Origin of the sequence: Bradyrhizobium sp. Pha-3 (assembly GCF_042258615.1) — a bacterium.
GTDB lineage: Bacteria > Pseudomonadota > Alphaproteobacteria > Rhizobiales > Xanthobacteraceae > Bradyrhizobium.
In genome coordinates, this window is record NZ_CP170152.1 from 3,315,720 (window position 1) to 3,337,975 (window position 22,256).

Here is a 22,256-nt window from a genome sequence, read left to right on the forward strand (position 1 = left end):
CTGGCCTGATTGGGTGTTCCGTATTGCTTTGCGCTCCGCTCGCGAACTCGTGCATCAGCTGCGACGTGCCTGAAGGTCTCAAAAATTTAGTGCCGAGGTCACTCGGTATTGTCCCGTGATATAGGCCGGCATTTCCATCAGGCCGAGCGAATCCGCCTGGGCGAGGTCTCGCCTTAGTGTCGCGGTGATTTCGCCTGCGCGGGCCTGTGGATCTGCATTGAGACGATCCATGCCGACGTCCGAGTTCGCTATCGCTTCTCGTGTCCGCTCTGCAGGTATCTTCGGCCCTGATATTCGCATCATCGCGAAGTACGCATCGTCGTAGCGGTCGTGTTACTTAGCTTCCAGTGAAACGCGATCGGTGAGGAAAGCTCACCCACTCCCAGCAACCGATCTTGCACTACTCCGGTTGTTTTCCGACGGCCGCTTGGAAGCTTCCGGTTGGCCTAGGGCTGGTTCAAGAGTCGCGGAAGACCAGTTGTCGCTCTCGGGCGATGTGAGCCGCGCGGTCATTCACGACGAGGCGAAGTTCTACGCAAAAAGCCTGCTCGCCGTTCATAGGGCCCTCAGCCACCGCCAATCGCGAGGCGACACAAGTTGCTGCGCGTGAACGATCAGGCGCACGTCAATGCGGAGAAAGTCAGAGCGCGCGTTTGCGTCGGTTGTCTTCTTCGCTGATCACGTGCTCGCTGTTTCGATCCTAGGGTGTTTTATTACAACTTGAAACGATAGGTGTTGTGGGGTCGTAGCAACTGTGCAATGCTGATAACGCTTACCCGAAATATTTGTGGTCCATCGACCGAAATGCGCAGTGCCGCGGACTCCGTTTCTTGGAGCTTCCGCGAGGAGAAGTCAGTTGTAGTCATTCAATTTTCATCAGTGATCGAGGGAGGCGACGATGGCGTTAGTCCTCAAGAGCAAGGATGGCATCTGGTATTGGTCAGATGGAAACCTCTTAGACGTCAGTTTTCCAGCCGCGCTCTACGGAAAAATAGACGGAGTTTTTCTTCCGACCGATCCGACCTCGCCACCGGCAACTGAGGTGGTATGTCCCCGAAGTATCACGTTCACTGTGCCGGGCTCGCCGGGTGCGACTGTCACGGTTGTTGAGGACGGAGGCAGCCTCGACTTCACAGTGAACATGCTCGGGCCCAAGGCGGACCTGTCGGGGCTCTTCTTCGATCTTACCAACAACAAGCTATCCAGCCTCACTGTCAGTGGCGACCCGCAGATCACGCAGTTCGTGACTGGCGCAGGCAGCGTGATCAACCTGAAGAATGGGGTGAATCTGAACGGCGCCAAGGTGCCGGCGTTTGACGTCGGAATGGAGTTCGGGTTGGCCGGCATAGGTAGCGATCATCTGAATATCCAGTCCGCCAGCTTCGTCTTGAGCGATGGCGCTCATGACTTGTCAATTGACGACCTGCATCCGGCGGGTGAGACCGGCATCGTCGGAATCAGGACGCTGAGCGTTGGGCAGAAACTTGAAGCTGTGGCGCCATATGCGCCGACGGCGACGCCCGACACGGTGACGACGCTGGAAGATACGTCGATCGTGATTCCGGTGAGTGCCCTTGCGACCGACAGGAACGGCGGCGCGACCCTGAGCATCAGCGAGATCGGTTCGGGGGCAGAAGGACCGCAGTACGGTGCGGTCACCATCGCGCCGGACGGTCAAAGCCTGATCTACACGCCGACGACGCTCGACTACATGGTCGACGGGATTCTAACCGGCAATCAGGACGCTTTCCAGGTCTGTGTGACCGACAGTTTTGGCGGCGAAGTCACAAGCTTCGTTACGGTGAACGCCACGCCCGTTGCCGATCCGCCGAAGGTGACCGATCAGATCGCCGCGCCGCATGTGGGAGACGCAGCGACCACCGTCCGGTTCGACGTGACAGTGACATCGGGTGACTTCGCCACCATCGATCAAATGTCGGACTATATCAAGAGTCTGGCAGTTTCATTGACCGGTACCAGCACCAGCGGCATCACCATCACAGATACCGCCGGCCTATTGTCCGCCAACCTGATCAACGCCCCGGCCAATGCAGGACAGTTCACGGACGAACTCGTTGTTTCATTACCCTCCGGATCGACGTTCAACGACAGCCTGTCGATGACCGGAACGAATGCCGAGACCGAAAACACCGGCTCGCCGCCCACCGCTTCCACGACCATAAGTCAGGCCATTACGGCCGATACCGAGACGACGCTCGAGGATACGCCGATCACGATCCCGATCGGCAATCTGGTCAGTGGCGCGAACATGAAGATCACGCAGGTCGCACCAGGGCCGCTCGGGCCCAAATACGGCACGGTCAGCATCGCACCTGACGGCCAGAGCCTCATCTATACGCCGACAACCCTCGACGACATCGTGAACGGAACGCCGACCGGAGATCAGGATGTTTTCCAGGTCTATTCTTCCGACGGTGCCGGCAACAACGCCGTCACCTTGCTCACCGTCAAGGAAACGCCGGTGGCGGACACGCCTTCGGTGAGTGTGAAAGTCCTGCCGATGCATCCCGGTGACCCGATTAACGAGGTTCGCCTGCAAGTCACCTCTCAATCGGGCGACTTTGGCACCGTGAACCAGGGGTCGGACTTCATCCAAAGCATTGCGCTGAACCTGACCGGGACCACAAGCGCCAGTTCGATCACCGATACGCTTGGATTGCTGTCAGGCAACACAATCACTCTCAACTCCTCCAATCAGGGCAGTTTTCAGGACGAAATCGACGTCCTGATGCCGACGGACACCTCGGTTGTGGATTCGCTGGGCGTCACGGCGACGGCGGCTGAGACCGAAAATCCCGCTGTCACCGCCTCGAACAGCACGAGCCAATCGATCGCGATCGACAACGTCAAGACATCGAACGATCTGAACTTCCAGACGTCCGGGCAGAGCATCTGGGATACGGGAGCAGCCTTCAGCAAGGACTTTAACACCGGGTTCCTCGGTATCGACAAGAGTTACAGCACCTCGAAAAAGGCTGTGATTGGGACACTCGGCATCTCGACTACAATCGCAAGCGCGGGCGCCAATCTGCACTTCAGGGCGGGGGTGCAGGCGGACCTGAAAATCACGGCGGGCGACATCAGCGCAACGCTGCCGTTCCAGGTTGGATTGGACTCCAATTACAACAAGACGACCGACACCCTGCAGATCATGGCGACTGACATGGAGCTGGGCAATGGGCACTTCACGGCCCACGGTCCAAGTGGATCGTTCACCTTCGGGTTGGATCTCGGCCTTTCGGCCGGTGCACACGCCACCGTTTTCGGTACCGGTCCCAGCGTGAATGTAACCGTCGGGTCGTTCACCAAGCCGGTCCTTGGGTTCAGTCTGAAAAGCAGCCAGCTGAGCACGACCATCGATCTAAAGGGGGGATCGCTGACCCTCGCGTTCCCCAACGTGAACACCAACGGCGGCAACCCGAACCCCGGTACGATCTCGGGTACGGGAACGAGCAACGATATCGTGAACCTCTCGGGCGATCTCGTCGCGATCGCAAGCAACATCCTGCTTGGCTCCGACGTGACCGATATCAACGTCGGTCCGTTGTCGATCGATGTGCTGGACCTGATCCTGGGCATCGGTCTGAACGTCGTCCAGAAGTTCGATCTCAATTCATCCGGCTTGGTACCCGCGCTGGTCCTCGAGGATGGAACGGTCGAACCCTTGTCGTTCGGCACGCCGCTGACGATTCCGGACGCGTCGAGTCACGACTTGAACCACGACGGTAAGATCGACCTCAACCTCGGCTTGGTGCCGGCAGCGACCTTGACAAACAAGACATCGCTCGGTGCCACCATGAATGCGTCAATCACCGCGCTGGCGCTATCAGTCAGCCACATCGGCTCGTTCACGGCATTCAAAGCCGGAACGACCGTCCAACTCGGCACATTCCCGCCGATCTACAACAAGACGTTCGCGTTGAATGGCTTCGGGCAGCAAACCGTAACGCAGACGGTGTAGGTGTCGATGTAATTGGCTGAGTTGGGCTGTGACAAACGTCGATCAAGAGCAAGCGGGTCCCGTATCAGTCGTCGCTGGGGCTGATACGGGACTGCTCGCGCTCTGCCAGATTGCTCGACACCTGGGTGTCCCGGCAAGCCCCGTATCCATCGGCCGCCATCACCTGGCGGCTGGGCAAAGCGCGAGCGATGAAGACTTGATTCGCATCGCCCGACGTCTTGGATTACGGGCGCGCTTGGTAAAAACAAGTTGGGACCGGTTCGAGAAAACGCCGCTGCCGGCGATTCTCGTCAATAAGGACGGTCGATTCAGCATCGTCAGCCGTCTCGTCGATGGTCGTGCCGCCGTGCACGCCGCGGGCGCCGCGCTCCCGCATCTCGTGGAGCGCTCGGAGCTGGAGCAGGAATGGACAGGCGAACTGATTCTGCTCAGCAAACGCTTGTCGCCCACGATGCTGGTCAATAGCTTTGACGTTCGCTGGTTTCTTTCCGCGGTGCACCGGTATCGCTACGTACTGTCCGAAGTCCTGGTCGCATCCTTCTTCCTCCAACTGCTCGGCCTCGTGTCGCCGGTGTTCTTCCAGGTCGTCGTCGACAAGGTCCTGGTGCATCGGGGTCTGTCCACGCTTGACGTGCTGATGATCGGCCTCGCAACGGTATCGGTGTTCGAGGTGACGCTGGGTGCGCTGCGTACCTATGTATTCAGCCACACCACGAACCGCATCGATGTCGAACTGGGCGCGAGGCTGTTCGATCATCTTCTCGGCTTGCCGCTGGCATATTTTGCCAACCGCCGTGTCGGTGATTCCGTGGCGCGCGTGCGCGAACTGGAGAATATCCGCAACTTCATCACCGGCTCGGCGCTGACGCTCACCATCGATCTGTTCTTTACCTTCATCTTCCTCGGGGTCATGTACCTCTACAGCCCTTTGTTGACGTGGATCGTCGTTGCGTCGTTGCCGCTCTACGTGATCATCAGCCTGATCTTGACCCCGGTGTTGCGCCGCCGCCTGGATGAGAAGTTCGCTCGAGGTGCCGATAATCAGGCCTTCCTCGTTGAGTCGATCAGCGGTGCCGAAACCATCAAGTCAATGGCGGTCGAGCCGCAAATGCAGCGGCGATGGGAGGAACAATTGTCCGGCTACGTCCGGGCGAGCTTCCGTACCCAGACGCTGGGTAACATCGGCGGACAGATCGTCCAGTTCATCAACAAATTCACCATTGTCGTCACTCTCTATTTGGGAGCCAAGGGCGTGATGGCGGGCGAACTCACTGTCGGCGAACTGGTCGCCTTCAATATGCTGGCTGGTCGCGTAGCCCAGCCTGTGCTGCGCATCGCGCAGCTGTGGCAGGATTTCCAACAGACCAGGCTCTCGATCGCTCGCTTGGGAGATATTCTGAATACGCAACGTGAGCCAGCGCAAATGGGGGCGGCCGCACTCCCGTCAATCAAGGGCGAGATCCGGCTCGAACACGTCACGTTCCGCTATCTGGCAAGCGCACCACCGGTCCTGACCGACGTGTCGCTGCATGTGGCGCCGGGCCAGGTGATCGGCATCGTCGGACCATCGGGATCGGGCAAGTCCACCCTGGCGAAGCTCGTCCAGCGCCTCTATACGCCAGAATCCGGCCGGGTGCTGATCGACGGAGCCGATCTTGGGATGATCGATACGTCCTGGTTGCGCCAGCAGATCGGCGTCGTGTTGCAGGACAATGTCCTGTTTAATCGCTCGGTGCGGGAGAACATCGCGCTAGCCGATCCCGGCGCGCCGATCGAGCAGATCATCCGCGTCGCGACGCTGTCGGGCGCACACGACTTCATCTTGGAGCTACCTCACGGCTACGACACGATGATTGGCGAACGCGGTGCATCATTGTCCGGTGGTCAGCGCCAACGCATCGCGATCGCCCGAGCGCTGATGGCAAATCCCCGGATCCTGATTTTCGATGAGGCAACGAGCGCGCTCGACTATGAAAGCGAGCGTATCATCCAGGAAAACATGCGTCGTATCGCTGCAGGTCGGACTGTGCTCGTGATCGCACACCGGCTCTCGACGGTCCGCGGCGCCGATTGTCTCATCACGCTCGACCGCGGACGAAAGGTTGAGGAAGGCACGCACGAAGAATTGCTCCGGCGGTCAGGACGCTATGCGCAGCTCTACCGGCTACAGTCGGGGATATCCAATGCCGTCTAAGGACGCTTCTGCCGGTCGTGCGGCCGGCAAACTGATCCTCTTCCCGCGCCGTTCGGCGACCGAGCGGCGGGCTGCGGAGCGGGAGTTCCTGCCCGGGGCGCTTGAGATCATCGATACACCGGCTTCGCCTGCCGGGCGCCTGATGATTGGGGTCATCGTCCTTTTGGTGACGGTGGCGGTGACCTGGGCCTGTCTTGGTAAGGTGGACATCATCGCAGTCGCGAGCGGGCGGCTGATTCCGGCCGGAGAAGTGAAGCTGATCCAGCCGCTGGAGATCGGCGTTGTGAAGCGGATCGCGGTTGCCGAAGGCGATCAGGTCCGGCGCGGTGACGTACTGATTGAACTCGATCCGACCACGACCGGAGCAGACGTCGAGCGGATAGCGCGCGATCTGATGCAGTCGAAACTCGACGCAGCACGCCTGTCGGCGCAACTTACCGGCGACGCGGGCGCTTTCGTTGTCCCGTCGGACGCAGACTCCGCACTGGTCGAGACGGAAAGACGGCAATTGTTGACCGAGCTGGCACAGCACCGGGCGAAGCTTGACGGGATCGACCAACAGATTCAGGCCAAAGCGGCCGAGCGGGACGAATCGAAGGCAACCATCGCGAAAATTGATGCGACCCTTCCTCTGCTCGAAGAGAAGGTGCGGATGTACAGGGAACTGCTGGAGAAGAGTCTCACCTCGAAGGTTAACCTGCTTGAGTCCGAACGACAGCTGGTCGAGGCAAAACACACCCGCACCGCAACAGAACATCACGTTGACGCGACGGTCGCGCAGGTCGCGGCGTTAACGCAACAGTGGAAGCAGACCGATGAGGAGTTGCGGGATCAGGATATCAAGGAACTGGTCAAGGCGAACCAGAATGCCGCCCAATTGTCGCAGGACGGGATCAAGGCCCGACAGCGCACCGTCTTGCAGACGCTGCGGTCACCGGTCGACGGGACCGTTGAACAGCTGTCGGTCCACACAATTGGCGGAATTGTGACGCCGGCGCAAACGTTGATGGCTGTGGTCCCTCGCGAGTCAAAGCTCGAGATCGAGGCGGTGCTGCCGAACCGTGAAGTCGGGTTCGTCGAGATTGGCCAGCCCGCGGAAGTTAAGATCGAGGCATTTAGCTATACCCGCTACGGTCTCCTGCACGGCATCGTCCGGCTTGTCGGTCACGATACCTTGCGATACGCGCGCCCTTCCGCTGACGCATCCGGCAAGGATCCCCTCGCGGCGAAGGAACAACCTCCGCAAAGTTCTTCGGAGCGCGAGTCCTCTTACATGGTGCGCATTGCTCTGAACGAGACTGCGATCGACACCGAGCAGGGGCAAATGCAGTTGGGGCCCGGCATGGGAGCGACAGCCGAGATCAGAACCGGACAACGGCGCGTGATCGAGTACGTCCTGTCGCCGATCATGAGATACCGACACGAGAGCCTGCGCGAGCGATGAGCAACACATCCCCAGCAACTGCGATGACGAACACCGGGCGTGGTCCTGCCGAAGAATTCCGCGCGCAACTGGTTCAGCTATTTCAGGAGAACAAGGGCTTCCGCGATCAGGTGACAGAGATCGCCGACGCGCTTTCCGCTGCGGTCACGGCGCACCAATCCGGCAATCTGGTGCAGGCGGAAGCCGGATACCGTGGCATCCTTGCAAGGCTGCCCAACCATCCGCAGGCGCTGCATATGCTCGGAGCCATTGAATTGCAGCGTGGCAACTTCCAGCTGGCGATCGATACGATCCGGCAAGCGATCGGGGTTCATCCCGGCCATCCCGAGGCATGGGTCAACCTGGGAGCCGCGCTGCGAGCGATCAACGACAACAAAGAGGCCATGAGCGCGTATCAGCACGCCATCAAGCTCAAGCCTGACATGATCCTGGCCTATACCGAACTTTCAAGGCTGCTGATGGAGATCGGCCGCTATGAAGCAGCTGTTTCCTATTCCGAGGCGGCGGTCGCGACCGACCCCGGTTCCATGCCGGCGCGTATCCAGCTCGCTATTGCCTTTCGGTGGGCCGGGCGATTGCAGGATGCCATACGCCACTGGTCGGAAATCATCGCCCTGGCGCCCAACAGAGCGGAAACCTACTACGTTCTTGGAACGCAGTTCAGGGACATGGGACAGTTGCCGGAAGCACTGCGGTGCCACAACAAGGCGCTGGCCTTGAAGCCGGACATTCCTGAATTCCTGTGCGCGAAGGGCGCCACGCTGATCTACCTCAACCGGGCTGACGATGCGTTGGGGTGCTTCGAGCGTGCGGAAGCGCTTTCACCGGGCATGCCTGATGCGCTCACTGGTATCGGTTGGGCGCTGCGATCGCTGGGGCGGTTTGAAGAAGCCGATGGTTATTCCCACAAGGTGCGCGCTCTCAGCCCCGGGGATCTGCGATCATACAAGCACGTTTTCAGCGAGGGTAAGGCGCTGGAGGCGGAAGAGGAGCTGCATCTCGCCGAGCTGCTGGAGCGGCCTGATACTGGCCCTGACGGTCGTATTACCGCTGGTTTCGGCCTCGGACGCCTGTTCGACAAGGCAGGGCGATATGACGAGGCGTTTGCCCGATATGCGGGTGCAAATGCGCTGGTGCGCGAAATCTGGCCGAGGATGGCCGATCAATTTGACAAGGACGGCTTCAGTATCCGGATCGAGCGCTTGATCGAATGCTTTGGGGATCGATCCCGTCTTGAGCCGGCCGATTTCAGCAACATGTCGGAATTGCCGGTATTCGTCGTGGGAATGCCGAGATCCGGCACCACGCTTGTCGAGCAGATCTGTGCCAGCCATTCGCGCGTATTCGGAGCGGGTGAGCTTGGCGATATCATTCGGCTCGACAACATCCTGAACAGGCCGGATGTTGCCGGCTCGGCAGACAAGTTTCGTCAGACAGCGCGTCAGCTTGCCAAGGAGCATATCGTCAAGCTGTATGGTGATGCGAAAGGCGCGCATCGCGTCGTAGACAAGATGCCGGACAACATTCTTCACGTCGGTCTTGTCATGCGATTGTTTCCTCGGGCACGGATCGTCTGGTGCAGCCGCGACAATCGTGACACCGCGCTGTCGTGCTACTTTCAGATGTTCTCGCCAGGGGCCCAGCATTTTTCATACGACCTCGCTGATTGCGGGCACAGGGCGCGGCTGATCGATCGCTTGGCTCGGCACTGGATGACCTTGTTGCCCAACCGGATGATCGAGATGAACTATGAGGCTCTGACCGCCGATCTGGAAGGTCAAAGCCGGCGGCTGATCGCATTTCTCGGCTTGGAATGGGAGTCCGCTTGCCTGGACTTCCATCTTACCGAACGCGCGGTCTCGACCGTCAGCTACTGGCAGGTCCGGCAGCCCCTGTACCAGAGCTCGGTCGGGCGATGGCGGAACTACGAGAAACATCTCGGTCCCCTGATCGAAGCGTTGAGCCAGCATGAGTGACCCCAACGCCATGGTGCCCGACGGCGCGCCGCGGTCGCCGGCATCGTCCGCCGACATCCCGACACTGCTGAGGGATGCGATCGAGGCGTACGGAAACGGGCAGGGTGAAGATGCGGAGCGGCTTACGCGCAGGATTCTGGTACAGCAGCCAGATCATCTAGCGGGCCTGCAGATATTGGCCGCGGTGGCCGGGCAAACCGACAGGCTGCCCCTTGCGCTGCAGATCGCGCAACGAGCCGTATCACTCTATCCGAATCTGGCGTCCACTCACATACAATTGGCCAACCTGCTTCGGCAGGGCGGCAGTCTCGCGGATGCCATCAAGGAGCTTGATGCGGCGCTGTGCCTTCAGCCGGACAGTGCCGAGGCCCACAATGATCTCGGACTAGTCCACCTGGCCAAGAGCGAGTTCCAGCGAGCTGCGGATCGCTTCGCCGAGGCGTTGCGGCTCGATCCGAAATCGGGACTCATCCATTACAACATGGCGCTAGCGTCGGAGGCGCTCGGTTCGCTCCCCGCGGCCATGGCATGGTATCAGGAAGCCAGGCGGCTGCGACCAAGCCTTGTGGAAGCACACTTTAAGCTTGGCTTGCTGTTGGAAGAAGAGGGTCATCGCGAGCGTGCCGGCGAATGCTTCCGGGCTGCTGCCGCCCTGCGAGCTGGCACGGCATTCGCGCTGTTGTGTGAGGCCAGGGTGCAGGGCTTCGCGGGCGATGATGCTGCGGCAGAAGAGCTTGTCAGGCGTGCCATTTCTCTCGAGCCGCGCAAGAGCGATGCGCATGCCATGCTGGGTACCATTCTAATGCAGCGAGGACGCTTCGAGGAAGCCGCCGCATCATTCGATCTGGCCAACGCACTCAACACCCAGGACGTATTGGGTCCGGTAGGTCTGGTTGAGGTGAAACACCTCTCAGAGGCGGATCGGCCCCTGATCGGGCAATTGGAGCTCAAGCTCGAAAACCCGGCTATCACTGGGCACGAGGCGGTTCTCGTCCATTTCGCGTTGGGTAAGGCTTATGACGATCTCGGCGGGTATCGTCACGCCATTGAGCACTTCGACCGCGCCAATGCATTGAAGAAGCGCGTCAGGAACAAGCAATATGATCACAGGGCGCACGCGGCCCTGGTCGAGCGATTGATCCAGCGCTTCACGCCGCAGTTCGTCGCGCGCAACCGGGACATGGCGAGCCGGTGGGATGTGCCAGTGCTCATCGTTGGGATGCCGCGCTCAGGCACCACATTGGCTGAACAAATTCTCTCAAGTCATCCTGATGTTGCAGCGGGTGGCGAGCTGACCTTTTGGACCGACCGCGCTCCTGATTTCGGGGTGGATCGGGAAGGCAGGATAGATCGCGCATGGATGCGCGAAACACAACGCGCTTATCAGGTCATGCTGAGGCAGATTTCTCCCGACGCGCGCAGGGTCACTGACAAGCTGCCGCAGAACTTCCACAACGTCGGTCTGCTACATGCAACCTTTCCTGGCGCTCGGGTCATCCATTGTCGTCGCGACCCGATCGATACTTGCCTTTCGATCTATTTTAACAACTTTGCGAACGGCATGGACTTCTCCTTCGATCGGGCCTGGATTGTCGACTACTACGAGCAATACGCGAGACTGACCGACCATTGGCGGAAAGTGCTGCCGTCGGACTTTCTACTCGAGATCGAGTACGAAGAGCTGGTGGGGGCACCCGAGCCGGTCATACGAAGAATGCTCGACTTCTGCGGCCTGGAATGGAACGAGGCGTGTCTCCGGCCGGAGCGGAATCAACGGGTTATCAAGACCGCGAGCTTGTGGCAGGCGCGGCAGCCGATTTATGGCACGTCCGTATCCCGGTGGCAGCGGTACGAACCCTGGCTCGATGACTTCAATCGTTTGCTGGTCCACGAGCATCCGCAGAATAGGCCCTTCGAGTCGAGACAAGGCAGCCAATGGCAAGACATTTCAGAGGCGCGGCACTGAGCCCTTGTATGCAGCCCGCAACGTTGAAATGCGAGCGGGCTAATGGTGAGCCTGGAGGAATACGATGAGATTCGCAGCTCCGAGAAAAATCCTCATCATGGGGCTTCCGGGCGCCGGCAAAACAACTCTTGCTAACGCACTTGCACCACGGCTTAACGCCGTGGTTTTTAACGCCGACGAGGTGAGAAGCAATATCAACAAGGATCTTGGTTTTGGTGAGGCCGATCGTGTTGAGCATGCCTTGCGCATGGGCTGGTTGTGTGACCAGGTCGTGCGGACTGGGGGCTTCGCGATTGCGGACTTTATCTGTCCGACACCAGCGGCGCGTGCAGCTTTTCTCAAGGGAGGCGCTGCCTTGGTGGTCTGGCTGGACCGGATCCGGAAAAGTCGATTTTCTGACACCAACAGGCTGTTCGTCACGCCCGAGCAGTTTGGCGTTCGCGTCGATGCGGAAGGTTCGCCCCAATATTGGGCGGAGCAAATTTGCCGTCTGGTAAGGCCGATCTTCAATTCACAGAAGCCCACAGCGCTCTTCGTTGGTCGCTATCAGCCGTTTCACGACGGTCACAAGGCCCTGATCGCGGAGGGTATATGTCGGGTCGGGCAAGCCTGTATCGCCGTGCGCGACACAACTGGAGTGGATGCAAACAACCCTTTCGACTTCGAGTATGTGCGATCCCGAGTCGAGCACGGACTACGTGCTTACGAAGGTCAATACATTATCGTTCGGGTACCCAATATAACGAGCATCATGTACGGAAGAGATGTCGGGTACACAATCGATCGTCTCGATCTCGATCAGTCGGTGCACCAGATTTCTGCGACAAGCATACGAGCTGCCGAGGCTCGGCCGCATTCGAGCGTCCCCTAATGATTGCGGAATAGCCTGCAAAGAGACGCGATCGTTGAAGGTTATTGCTGTTTGCCAATGGTGAGTTGGACGATGGCAGAAGGGAGTGCCTTCGATCTATTGCCCGGGGCATTGCTTCTACCAGTCTGAGCTCGTTCAAATTGGTCCATGATGGATTGGAGCGAGAGTTCAGGTTTTTTCAATTGGTTAGAAGGCCCGTGTGCACGAAGTGTGCACCGGGAGATCAAGAAAGATCTTGCGACGTCTGGTGTGAATCGGCCTCGCGACAGGGGAAGTGATTTCGGGGCGACTCGCATGACGAAATTTTCTCAAGCTAGAGATCGTGCCCCCAACGGCCGCAATCGATGTTTATTCCATCTCGATTGGCATCGCGAGGCACTCATCACATTCGTCCGCAAGTCGAATTGGCGCGGAGACTGTCGTCACCCACATGACTCGCTGCAGAACAAGAAAATGGCCTTAAATGCACCAATGGCTTCGCCTTCGCCACCGAAGGACGACGTTAAGTCTGGGCACTGTCCATGCCGGCAAGAGAGAAACGGTGGTCATCTCGCGATGCCTCTTCTTGGCGAGGTATTCCAAAACGTCAACAACGTTGATCCGCACGATCGGCAGGTCTTCGAGCGCCTCGCGATCGGTCCGAGCCAATGATCAGGAGCGCCGCGCAGTACCGGGAACGTTTCAAGCGTAGATTGGCGAAGTGTGCACTTGCTGCGGACCCGCATTGCGAGGATGATGACCTGCAAGAGTTGGTGTCGTCCGTCATTTCGATGGGAGATCAGCTATGCGCGTACCGGTCTACTACGGTGATTACCTGCGGCTGGACCGGCTCCTGTCATCGCAGGAGCCCGAAAGCGCCAAAATTGGTATCAATGCCCATGACGAGATGTTGTTCATCATCGTCCACCAGGCCTACGAGCTATGGTTCAAGCAGATCCTGCATGAGCTCGATCGGGTTGAGGCGGATTTCGGCACGATCCCCGTCACCGATGATGCCATGGCCCGCGTGATACACGGGCTCAACCGTATCCATGAAATCCTCAAGCTTGTCGTGGCCCAGCTTGACGTGCTGGAGACCATGACGCCATTTGACTTCCTGGACTTCCGCGACCTGCTGATGCCGGCTTCGGGCTTCCAGTCCCTGCAGTTCCGGCTGATCGAGACGCGGCTCGGTCTGCCACATGAAACGCGCATTCCATTCGATGAGAAGGCGATCGACGAGCGTCTTTCCCAATCCGATCGCGACGCTCTTCGAGCCGCCGGCGCTCGGCCATCGCTATTTGACTTGCTCAATCGTTGGCTTGCACGAACGCCGTTTCTCGACTGGGGAGGGGAGACATTCCGCGAGGCCTATCGCGCTGCGGTGGAAAAACATCTGGCTCGCGATGCCGAGCTGGTACGCACGGATTCTGCGATCCCGTCGGAAAGGCGCGACCGCGAACTGAAGAATATCGAGCGTGCGGTAGCGTCGTTCTCGGAAATTTTCTCGGAAACAGGCGAGGGAGGCAGTTGGCGGCTGTTGCCGCAATCAGTTCAGGCCGCTCTTTTCATCACGCTTTATCGTGACAAGCCCGCTGTGCAGTCGGCGTTCCGTGTTTTGACCGCGCTCATGGACATCGACGAAACCATAACTCTGTGGCGATATCGGCATGCACTCATGGTGGAGCGCATGATCGGGTTGAAGATCGGTACTGGCGGCTCCTCGGGTCACGACTATCTTCGGATGACGGCCGAGCGACATCGCATTTTCGCTGACCTGTTCCGACTGTCCACTTTCCTCATTCCGCGCTCAGCCGTGCCCGAGCTTCCGGCTCCGATCCAACGGCAGATGAGCTTCGTGTACGCGTCATGACCGTGCTCGATCTTACCGCTCACTTCGGGAAGTTTCGCGCGGCGGCGCCTGAGCGGATCAACCTAGCGGCGCACAGCCACCACGACTGGCCGGACGTGACACTCGCGGCGCAGGAGCAGTGCTGGCACGATGCGGCGCGGCTCGCCGGCGAAAAATGGGACTTGGTGTTCGGTGAACTGATCCCGCGCGTCCAGGCCGGAATCGCCCGGCACCTTCAACTACCTGACCCGTCGACAATCGCAGTTGCGCCCAACACGCATGAGTTCCTGCGCCGGCTATTGTCCTGCTTTCCGTCGGATCGGCCCATTCGAATCCTGACGAGCGACGCTGAGTTCCATACCGCACAGCGTCAGTTCGAGCGCCTGGAGGAGGACGGCTCGGTTGCGGTCACGCGCATATCCGCCGAGCCCTTCGAGACCTTCGCTGAACGCTTTCATGCAGCGTGCGGGAGGGGCGAACATGACCTTGTCTTTGTAAGCCAGGTGTTTTTCACCTCCTCGGCAACCTCGGGAAATCTCAAGGTCCTGGTCGAAGCGGTACCTTCGCGCGATACTTTTATCGTAATCGACGGCTATCACGGCTTTCTGGCCCGTCCGACCGATCTGTCCGAGATTGCTAGCCGCACGTTCTATCTCTCAGGCGGTTACAAGTATGCGATGGCAGGGGAGGGATGCTGCTTCCTGCACTGTCCGCCCGGCTATGGGCCGAGACCCCGGGACACAGGTTGGTTCGCCGATTTCGGCTCCCTCGCAGCGCCTCCAGGGAAATCAGTCGGGTATCCGCGAGATGCCGGCCGATTCCTGGGCGCGACCTTCGATCCCTCGGGTCTCTACCGGCTTGCAGCCGTATTCGATTGGCTTGCCCGCGAGAGCATCGCGGTTGAGCAAATCCACTGTCACGCGCAGGCATTGATGACGTTGTTCATCGAGGGGCTTGCGCTTCAGCCCATTGAGGGATTGCGGTTTGCGGATTTGATTACGCCATGGGGCTCCAAGGCCCAACACGGCAATTTTCTTACCTTTCGGACGTCGCGTGCAGGCGAGATTGAGGCAAAGCTTGCCGAAGTCCACGTGCACTGCGATCACCGCGGCGACCGCCTTCGCTTCGGGTTCGGGATTTGCACGAATGCAGCGGACCTCGATCAGGCAATGGTGAGAATCAGGCGCGCGATTGGCAGCTAAAATCCGTCCGGCGCTTAATCGTGGGCCTGCCTAGCACCGAGCGATAACCAACCGGCGCCCGCCCGCGTACCGCCCGTCGCTGATCACGCCATTAAGCCCGGATCGCGTGTGCAACACAAGGTTCTCGGTAAACATCTCGCTTTTGAACGCGCAACGCGTCGTTCGAGCTTGCCGGCCTTGCAGTGTGGGTCGCGCGACGTGAGTCGCCCGAGCTTCGCTACACCGAGCTTGCCCGCGGCCGAGGCCAGCATTGCGTCGACGTCATCGACCATCCGTCGGCGATCGGCGGCCTCTTGCTGCGCAGCGGAAGCCGTAACCAGCACGGCGCTGGCCAAGAACATCCTAGTTCACCCTTCGAAGTGCCGCGCCCGCCTTTTCATAGGACTGGGGTTCCAGGCGATCCCGATTACTGCACCCGATATTTGCTCGCATAATGCTTCCCGAGAACCTTGCGGGTCTGATCGGACAATCGCCTGTTGCCGGTCGCAGGTGGCTTCGCGCGGCGCTTTTTTGGCTTCAGCCAATCCGTTCTCGAGCTGTGTTTTCTTGGCATGAGCATGGCTGCAGATCAAAGTTGTGAGGGGACCGCCTCCCCTTAAGAGACAATCTCGACCGGAATGCCGATCGCGAGACCGAGATCGCGGTCCGCGCGCCCTTGGTTGACCGCTATTTCGGCGAGCCCGTTCGAATTCTCATACCAAAAGGCCGCGCCTGGCGGCCGATCACTGAAGGTCCTCTCGCGCTCCAGTAGCCGACCTGCGGCGGCAATCCTGGCGTTGGGCGCGAGGATGGCCGCCCTCAACCCAGTCATGGCATTGCCAAAATGGTCGACGTAGACGATCTCACGGAGGTCGTCCGGCCAGTCTGCGCGGCGATCCGCGCCATCCCCCCGCGGCTGGCCGGGTGGTGGCTCGCCGAGCGCCAGAATGGCTGCGACAGGTGCGAAGAGGTCGCGCCCGTGAAAGCTGGCAGAGAGCCGCTCAGGCCTCCAGTCGATATCCCAACTGCATGTCTTTGCGGCACGGCGCTGAACCAACTCAAACAAGCCGTTGCCGGGACCGGCGTACCACCGGCCGTCGGCCTCACGCACAACGGCCGGGCACGTCCCGCCGACGTCGGGATCGACGAGGCAGAGAAAGACGGTTCCCACCGGAAACCATGAGGCATAGACCGCCAGGAGGTACGCGGACGCCTTGGGATTGCCCACCGGCGCATCCGCGAAGAGGTCGATAGCGGGAACGCCCGGCGCCATCTGGTGCAGCACCGCCTGTACCTGACCCGTATAGGGGCCGTGCAATCCGAAATCCGTGAACAGCACAATCATGTTGTCAGCTTGCGCTCGTGGCCCGCACGCCGCGACGTTGCGGTGCGAACCCTGTTGGACCTCAACGGCCGAGATTGTCGACGGTTCGGCTTACGATCTTCGCCCGATCGGGAGTAGAATGAGCCGACGCCCGCGGGCGCTCGTGCCCACAGGCGGGTCCGGCCGGACATCGTCGCGCAACTCTCCGTCACGCTGTTGGCCAAAAGCTGGGAATTGCCCAGTGATCCACACGACGAATCTATGACCGAACCCGAGCGTTTGGAAGCCGTTTCTGGACGCTACTGGCACCGGCTCGAAGCACCTCACTGCTGCGTGTTGAAGCGAGAGTTGGGAGGAGGTCCCGATGAATATTGACAGCACCACATTTGGCACGATTACGATCGACGGAAAAACCTATGAGCACGACGTGGTCGTTCGGCTTTCCGGCGAAGTTGTGAAGCGGAAAAAGAAGCTATCAAACAAGCTCTATGGTAGTTCGCACGTGCTTTCAGAAGACGAGGCAAGATTCCTCTTCGAGAAGGGATGCGACCAGGTCGTCATTGGCTCAGGTCAGTATGGCAACGTGCACCTGTCACCGGAAGCTGAAGCCTATTTCGAACGGAAGGGCTGCAAGGTCCTGTTGAAGCCCACACCCGAGGCAATCCGGATGTTCAACCGGTCGCGCGCAAGGAGGATCGGGCTCTTTCACGTGACCTGTTGACGTTTGCGAACACGGTCCGTGTCGACGAAACGGAGGGACCCAATGATTCACGCCACGTGCGATGCAGCTGATAACATCGTTTGCCTGGAGTTCGATGCCACGCCTCCGTTTCCTCATCCTAAGGCCCGAGGCAGCCGGCATCTCGAGGGATGAGGCCGGCCATTCAAATCTCATCCCTCAGGAGCCGGTCCAGTCGCGCGGCGTCGGGATCTGACCAGTTGAAAAGGAGATCATTATGTCAGCCAAGGAAGTCAAATTCGGCGTCGATGCACGCGACCGCATGCTCCGCGGTGTCGACATCCTCCACAATGCGGTGAAAGTGACGCTCGGTCCCAAGGGCCGCAACGTCGTGCTCGAGAAGTCGTTCGGCGCTCCCCGCATCACCAAGGACGGCGTCACGGTCGCCAAGGAGATCGAGCTCGACGACAAGTTCGAGAACATGGGCGCGCAGATGGTGCGCGAAGTCGCCTCCAAGTCGGCGGACGCGGCCGGCGACGGCACCACCACCGCGACCGTGCTCGCGGCTGCGATCGTCCGCGAAGGCGCCAAGTCGGTTGCCGCCGGCATGAACCCGATGGATCTGAAACGCGGTATCGATCTCGCAGTGGAGGCCGTGGTCGCCGACCTCGTCAAGAACTCCAAGAAGGTCACTTCAAATGAGGAAATCGCCCAGGTCGGCACTATCTCCGCCAACGGCGATGCCGAGATCGGCAAGTTCATCGCCGACGCCATGAAGAAGGTCGGCAACGAGGGCGTCATCACGGTTGAGGAAGCCAAGTCGCTGGAGACCGAACTCGAAGTCGTCGAAGGTATGCAGTTCGACCGCGGCTACATTTCGCCCTACTTCGTCACGAACGCCGAGAAGATGCGCGTTGAAATGGAAGATGGCTACGTTCTGATCAACGAGAAGAAGTTATCTCAGTTGAATGAATTGCTTCCCTTGTTGGAAGCCGTGGTGCAGAGCGGCAAGCCGCTGGTGATTATCGCTGAAGACGTCGAAGGAGAGGCTTTGGCCACGCTTGTGGTGAACCGTCTGCGCGGTGGCCTGAAGGTCGCGGCCGTCAAGGCTCCGGGCTTCGGCGATCGCCGCAAGGCCATGCTCCAGGACATCGCGATCCTGACCGGCGGCCAGGCCATCTCGGAAGACCTCGGCATCAAGCTCGAGAACGTCACGCTGCAGATGCTCGGCCGCGCCAAAAAGGTTATGATCGACAAGGAGAACACCACGATCGTCAGCGGCGCCGGTAAGAAGGCCGACATCGAGGCCCGCGTCGCTCAGATCAAGGCGCAGATCGAGGAGACCACCTCGGACTACGACCGTGAGAAACTGCAGGAGCGTCTCGCCAAGCTAGCGGGCGGCGTCGCGGTGATCCGCGTCGGCGGCGCGACCGAAGTCGAGGTGAGGGAGCGCAAAGATCGCGTGGATGACGCGATGCACGCGACCCGTGCGGCGGTCGAGGAAGGTATCGTACCAGGCGGCGGCGTCGCGCTGCTGCGCGCTTCCGAGCACCTCAAGGGCATTCGCACCAAAAACGACGACCAGAGGACCGGCGTCGAGATTGTGCGCAAGGCGTTGTCCTACCCGGCACGCCAGATCGCGATTAACGCCGGTGAGGACGGTTCCGTTATCATCGGCAAGATCCTCGAAAAGGACCAATACTCCTACGGCTTCGACTCGCAGACCGGCGAGTACGGCAACCTGATCTCGAAGGGCATCATCGATCCCACCAAGGTGGTTCGGGTGGCGATCCAGAACGCGTCCTCGGTGGCGGCTCTTCTGATCACCACCGAAGCCATGGTGGCCGAAGTGCCGAAGAAGAACGCGGGTGGCGGCGGCATGCCTCCGAGTGCGGGCGGGATGGGTGGCATGGGCGGTATGGACTTCTAACTCCGAATATTCAGAGCTCAACCATAAAGGCCCGGCAGCGATGCCGGGCCTTTGAGTTCGGCGGGTTTGTGCCACCTCCGGGTTACGCCGCGATTGTCGATACGACCAAGTTGCACGTAATTTGCTGGAGCTAGCTCAAGCTTGCTCATGATGGATTGGAGCGAGACCTGAAATTTTTCAAATGGTTAGTGAGCCGCGTGTGCATGACGTGTGCACCGGGAGATCAAGAAAAATCAAATCTGAACAGTCGTTCGAGGCGTGACGCGGACGTCGGCTCGACGCGATCGGATTGATGAGAGCAGGGCAGCTACCGACGACCGAGAAGCTGGCGTCGTTCCGTCGGCATTAGCGAACCGACCTGCCTTCGTGTCGCCATTGGGGAGGAGGCTGCCGTTCAAACGTAACGGTGAGGAATGTTGATGCCGGGATGAATTGCTCACGCGCTATCGATTCTGCGATTTTGTTTACCGCCTACGAGCCGCGTACTTGCGCGCGCAAGCAACTTGCGAGAATGCTGGCGAGCATCGATTTCGAGGCCGACGGTTCGACCAAATGTCAACAAGGTGGAGAAGCAAGGTCATCTCGCGGATTGAACTTCAATCGCGGGTACTGCACCGGCAATTTTGGCAGCTTTCTTGTCGGCCACATCCTCGCGTACGAAGCCATTGCCGTCGACTTCAATCGGGCGGAACCGGAAAGGCGCTTCAGTAGAAAATTTCCAGGGCATGTGAGGCGGTTCACATCGCGACGCTGCGGTCAGCACTATCAGATCACTGCAAAACTTCTTCGGGGACAGCTCCAACCGAACGGAGATTTCGCATGAAGGGTCTGATGGTAGCGGTCATCACCGCTTTTGCACTTCTTACCGCGGTGCTCGGCTTCCCGCGATCACACTCGGTCTCGGCCGTCGGGCGTGCCGACTTGGCAAGCAGTGCGACATTGCAAGAACTGCAAGGCGCCCGCGGCGCAGCCAAGTTGCCGGCCGAGGACTTCGACGACCGGTCCCTGGTCTTTCCGAGAGAGACGACGCGGTAGACAACCACCTGTCGGGCGAAGCGACCCGCAGCCAGGATCAACGCTGAGGGCGCGCTTCAGATTGAAACCTGGTCGGGCGACGAACGCTACGGGCCCAAGAAGGCGGCTGGAGGTGAGTCGTGGCTTCGGAGGAGACCAAGCGATTCCAATTCACCTCGATGAAGGTCGGCCTCCAGGATAGCCGAGAGAAGCGTCAGCACGACCGCGACGAAAATGAGCGATGGTGACGTTTCACGGGGCACGTCGGCATCGTGTGGCGAAATCGAATTGCGAAGTGACCGCCACAGCGAAATGAAATGCAGATACGCTTTGGGTCGTATTTGCATGCCGTCATCCTTGACGCTTCATGTTCAGCATAGGAGCCGGTGACCCTCAGTTCAAGCCAACAAGACGCCATTGCGGCATTGCGTAGCGGGGGCGTTCCGATCCCGCGGCGCAGCATGGAAACCGAACAACGGCTCCAGTCGTTGACCCTGGTCAAGCGCGTGCAAGCTATCCTGCAAGGTAACGGCAACGTGCTGGAGCCGACCCGCGAGCCGCCGATGAACTGGCTCTCAAATCTGTACGTCGTTGCCGCCTTGTGGGCATTTGATTTAACGCCGGCGCAAGGTCAACTCGCGGGTCACGGCGGCCCCGTCCGCGCGATTGCAATCTCGAGTGACGGCAACGGTGCTCTGTCAGGCAGTTTCGACACATCCGCCATTCGATGGTCACTCAAGACCGAATCCGCAGAGCAAGTCCTTCGTTTTCACTCCGATGCAGTGAATGCAGTCGTGTTCCTGAAGGACGGACGAATGGCGACAGCCGGAGCCGACGCGCGGATCGCGATCTGGACACCCGGCCGGGAGCAGCCGGATCAGGTCTTCGAGGGCCATCTCGCGCCAATCGTTTCGCTCGTCGTCTCGCCGGACGGAACGAAGCTCGCCACGGCGTCGTGGGACCATACGGTTGGCGTCTGGTCACTCGTCGGTGGCGCGTCGCAGATACTGAAAGGGCACACCCAGAACGTAAACGGAGTTGCCTTTTCTGCGGACGGACAATCGCTGGTCAGCGTCGGTTACGATCGCGAGTTGAGGATCTGGCCGATGGCGGCGGCAACGCCGGATGTCGTCCTGTTTCCGTCGCCTCTCAACGCTGTGGCGGTCGCGCCCGACGACGAGATCATAACGGGCGGAGGCGACGGAAAGGTACGATTTCTGACGTCGAGCAGACATGAGACCGGCGAGATCCTAGCCGGGTCGACCCCGATCGTCGCGTTGGCGATGTCCACGGACGGCACGTTGATCGCGGCAACGGAAATTGGCGGAGGAGTTTCCGTCATCGACCGGAAGGCGCGGAGCATCGTGCAAGCGCTGGCCACTCAGGGCGCGCCGGTTTGGTCGGCGGCATTCCTGCCCGACAATGCAACGTTGCTGACGGGGGGCGCGGACGGCAGGATCCGGCGCTGGAACGCACGAACGGGCGATCCAATCGGGTCGTCGCTGCGGGCTGCGCAAAGCGATCCCCTGGCGGCCTATGCGGGAGATCGTGGCGCCGAGGTGTTCAGGGCGTGTGTCGCGTGTCACACACTGTCCGCGGAGGAGCCGCAGCGCGCCGGCCCTACGCTCGATGGCCTGTACGGTCGCAGGATTGCGTCGTTGCCGGGATATCGCTTCTCCGACGCGCTGACGAAAATGGATATCGTCTGGACCCCCGAAACGCTGGCAAGACTGTTCGAGCTCGGCCCGAATACCTTTACGCCGGGCACAAAAATGCCGGAGCAGCGGATCGGCTCGGTCGAGGACCGCAAGGCGCTCACGGATTTCCTGGGGCGTGCGACGTTGGGGCGACGGTAGCGGCCCGT

The 22,256-nt window shown here is 59.9% G+C and carries 16 protein-coding genes; 13 read left to right on the forward strand and 3 right to left on the reverse strand.

The features are described from left to right. Nucleotides 1–78 precede the first annotated feature (78 nt). Nucleotides 79–231 (reverse strand): hypothetical protein, encoded by a 153-nt coding sequence (locus tag ACE10Z_RS15495; RefSeq protein WP_375788686.1) that lies wholly within the window; start codon nucleotides 229–231, stop codon nucleotides 79–81. A 667-nt stretch (nucleotides 232–898) separates the two neighbouring features. On the opposite strand from ACE10Z_RS15495, the gene ACE10Z_RS15500 reads away from it, so the two are divergent. From ACE10Z_RS15500 to ACE10Z_RS15540, 9 genes are all read left to right on the forward strand, one after another. Continuing rightward, the gene (locus tag ACE10Z_RS15500; RefSeq protein ID WP_375788687.1) at nucleotides 899–3,982 is read left to right on the forward strand and encodes an Ig-like domain-containing protein; all 3,084 of its coding nucleotides are present in this window, start codon (nucleotides 899–901) and stop codon (nucleotides 3,980–3,982) included. Nucleotides 3,983–4,010: 28 nt separating this feature from the next. Next, complete coding sequence (locus tag ACE10Z_RS15505; RefSeq protein WP_375788688.1) at nucleotides 4,011–6,176, forward strand: type I secretion system permease/ATPase; 2,166 nt, start codon at nucleotides 4,011–4,013, stop codon at nucleotides 6,174–6,176. Further along, nucleotides 6,166–7,620 carry an HlyD family type I secretion periplasmic adaptor subunit gene (locus ACE10Z_RS15510; protein WP_375788689.1) on the forward strand — a complete coding sequence of 485 codons (1,455 nt, stop codon included), beginning with the start codon at nucleotides 6,166–6,168 and terminating at the stop codon, nucleotides 7,618–7,620. Before ACE10Z_RS15505 ends, ACE10Z_RS15510 begins: the two co-directional genes overlap by 11 nt. Further along, nucleotides 7,617–9,596, forward strand: coding sequence for a sulfotransferase (locus tag ACE10Z_RS15515; RefSeq protein ID WP_375788690.1), 1,980 nt, complete (start codon nucleotides 7,617–7,619; stop codon nucleotides 9,594–9,596). The genes ACE10Z_RS15510 and ACE10Z_RS15515 overlap by 4 nt, the downstream gene beginning before the upstream one ends. After that, nucleotides 9,589–11,562, forward strand: coding sequence for a sulfotransferase (locus ACE10Z_RS15520; protein ID WP_375788691.1), 1,974 nt, complete (start codon nucleotides 9,589–9,591; stop codon nucleotides 11,560–11,562). Before ACE10Z_RS15515 ends, ACE10Z_RS15520 begins: the two co-directional genes overlap by 8 nt. A gap of 64 nt (nucleotides 11,563–11,626) precedes the next feature. Next, nucleotides 11,627–12,433 carry an adenylyl-sulfate kinase gene (locus ACE10Z_RS15525; protein WP_375788692.1) on the forward strand — a complete coding sequence of 269 codons (807 nt, stop codon included), beginning with the start codon at nucleotides 11,627–11,629 and terminating at the stop codon, nucleotides 12,431–12,433. Between the two features lie 294 nt (nucleotides 12,434–12,727). Then, nucleotides 12,728–13,084 carry a hypothetical protein gene (locus ACE10Z_RS15530; RefSeq protein WP_375788693.1) on the forward strand — a complete coding sequence of 119 codons (357 nt, stop codon included), beginning with the start codon at nucleotides 12,728–12,730 and terminating at the stop codon, nucleotides 13,082–13,084. 133 nt (nucleotides 13,085–13,217) lie between these two features. After that, nucleotides 13,218–14,285 (forward strand): tryptophan 2,3-dioxygenase family protein, encoded by a 1,068-nt coding sequence (locus ACE10Z_RS15535; RefSeq protein WP_375788694.1) that lies wholly within the window; start codon nucleotides 13,218–13,220, stop codon nucleotides 14,283–14,285. Next, on the forward strand, nucleotides 14,282–15,466 hold the full coding sequence (locus tag ACE10Z_RS15540; RefSeq protein WP_375788695.1) for an aminotransferase: 1,185 nt from the start codon (nucleotides 14,282–14,284) through the stop codon (nucleotides 15,464–15,466). Before ACE10Z_RS15535 ends, ACE10Z_RS15540 begins: the two co-directional genes overlap by 4 nt. A 595-nt stretch (nucleotides 15,467–16,061) precedes the next feature. Here ACE10Z_RS15540 and ACE10Z_RS15545 read toward each other — a convergent pair. Further along, complete coding sequence (locus ACE10Z_RS15545; protein WP_375788696.1) at nucleotides 16,062–16,790, reverse strand: S-adenosyl-l-methionine hydroxide adenosyltransferase family protein; 729 nt, start codon at nucleotides 16,788–16,790, stop codon at nucleotides 16,062–16,064. A 343-nt stretch (nucleotides 16,791–17,133) separates the two neighbouring features. Between ACE10Z_RS15545 and ACE10Z_RS15550 the strand changes: the two genes are divergently transcribed. After that, nucleotides 17,134–17,490 (forward strand): Mth938-like domain-containing protein, encoded by a 357-nt coding sequence (locus tag ACE10Z_RS15550; RefSeq protein ID WP_375788697.1) that lies wholly within the window; start codon nucleotides 17,134–17,136, stop codon nucleotides 17,488–17,490. Nucleotides 17,491–17,725: 235 nt separating this feature from the next. Next, nucleotides 17,726–19,378 carry a chaperonin GroEL gene (gene groL, locus ACE10Z_RS15555; RefSeq protein ID WP_375788698.1) on the forward strand — a complete coding sequence of 551 codons (1,653 nt, stop codon included), beginning with the start codon at nucleotides 17,726–17,728 and terminating at the stop codon, nucleotides 19,376–19,378. Nucleotides 19,379–19,955: 577 nt separating this feature from the next. On the opposite strand, the gene ACE10Z_RS15560 is transcribed toward groL, so the two are convergent. Then, complete coding sequence (locus ACE10Z_RS15560) at nucleotides 19,956–20,105, reverse strand: hypothetical protein (protein ID WP_375788699.1); 150 nt, start codon at nucleotides 20,103–20,105, stop codon at nucleotides 19,956–19,958. A 92-nt stretch (nucleotides 20,106–20,197) separates the two neighbouring features. Between ACE10Z_RS15560 and ACE10Z_RS15565 the strand changes: the two genes are divergently transcribed. Together ACE10Z_RS15565 and ACE10Z_RS15570 are read left to right on the forward strand one after the other, a co-directional pair. After that, nucleotides 20,198–20,413: a hypothetical protein gene (locus ACE10Z_RS15565; protein WP_375788700.1), complete on the forward strand. Its 216-nt coding sequence runs from the start codon at nucleotides 20,198–20,200 to the stop codon at nucleotides 20,411–20,413. 542 nt (nucleotides 20,414–20,955) lie between these two features. Continuing rightward, a complete protein-coding gene (locus ACE10Z_RS15570; protein ID WP_375789839.1) occupies nucleotides 20,956–22,248 on the forward strand; it encodes a c-type cytochrome in 1,293 nt (430 codons plus the stop codon). Nucleotides 22,249–22,256: the final 8 nt, after the last annotated feature.

What these genes read in the sequence shown, in the direction of transcription:
- ACE10Z_RS15495 (WP_375788686.1), bottom strand. Translation starts at nt 231, where the DNA reads ATGGATCGTCTCAATGCAGATCCACAGGCCCGCGCAGGCGAAATCACC.
- ACE10Z_RS15500 (WP_375788687.1), top strand. Translation starts at nt 899, where the DNA reads ATGGCGTTAGTCCTCAAGAGCAAGGATGGCATCTGGTATTGGTCAGAT.
- ACE10Z_RS15510 (WP_375788689.1), top strand. Translation starts at nt 6,166, where the DNA reads ATGCCGTCTAAGGACGCTTCTGCCGGTCGTGCGGCCGGCAAACTGATC.
- ACE10Z_RS15515 (WP_375788690.1), top strand. Translation starts at nt 7,617, where the DNA reads ATGAGCAACACATCCCCAGCAACTGCGATGACGAACACCGGGCGTGGT.
- ACE10Z_RS15520 (WP_375788691.1), top strand. Translation starts at nt 9,589, where the DNA reads ATGAGTGACCCCAACGCCATGGTGCCCGACGGCGCGCCGCGGTCGCCG.
- ACE10Z_RS15525 (WP_375788692.1), top strand. Translation starts at nt 11,627, where the DNA reads ATGAGATTCGCAGCTCCGAGAAAAATCCTCATCATGGGGCTTCCGGGC.
- ACE10Z_RS15530 (WP_375788693.1), top strand. Translation starts at nt 12,728, where the DNA reads ATGACGAAATTTTCTCAAGCTAGAGATCGTGCCCCCAACGGCCGCAAT.
- ACE10Z_RS15535 (WP_375788694.1), top strand. Translation starts at nt 13,218, where the DNA reads ATGCGCGTACCGGTCTACTACGGTGATTACCTGCGGCTGGACCGGCTC.
- ACE10Z_RS15540 (WP_375788695.1), top strand. Translation starts at nt 14,282, where the DNA reads ATGACCGTGCTCGATCTTACCGCTCACTTCGGGAAGTTTCGCGCGGCG.
- ACE10Z_RS15545 (WP_375788696.1), bottom strand. Translation starts at nt 16,790, where the DNA reads ATGATTGTGCTGTTCACGGATTTCGGATTGCACGGCCCCTATACGGGT.
- ACE10Z_RS15550 (WP_375788697.1), top strand. Translation starts at nt 17,134, where the DNA reads ATGAATATTGACAGCACCACATTTGGCACGATTACGATCGACGGAAAA.
- groL (WP_375788698.1), top strand. Translation starts at nt 17,726, where the DNA reads ATGTCAGCCAAGGAAGTCAAATTCGGCGTCGATGCACGCGACCGCATG.
- ACE10Z_RS15560 (WP_375788699.1), bottom strand. Translation starts at nt 20,105, where the DNA reads ATGCCCTGGAAATTTTCTACTGAAGCGCCTTTCCGGTTCCGCCCGATT.
- ACE10Z_RS15565 (WP_375788700.1), top strand. Translation starts at nt 20,198, where the DNA reads ATGAAGGGTCTGATGGTAGCGGTCATCACCGCTTTTGCACTTCTTACC.
- ACE10Z_RS15570 (WP_375789839.1), top strand. Translation starts at nt 20,956, where the DNA reads ATGAACTGGCTCTCAAATCTGTACGTCGTTGCCGCCTTGTGGGCATTT.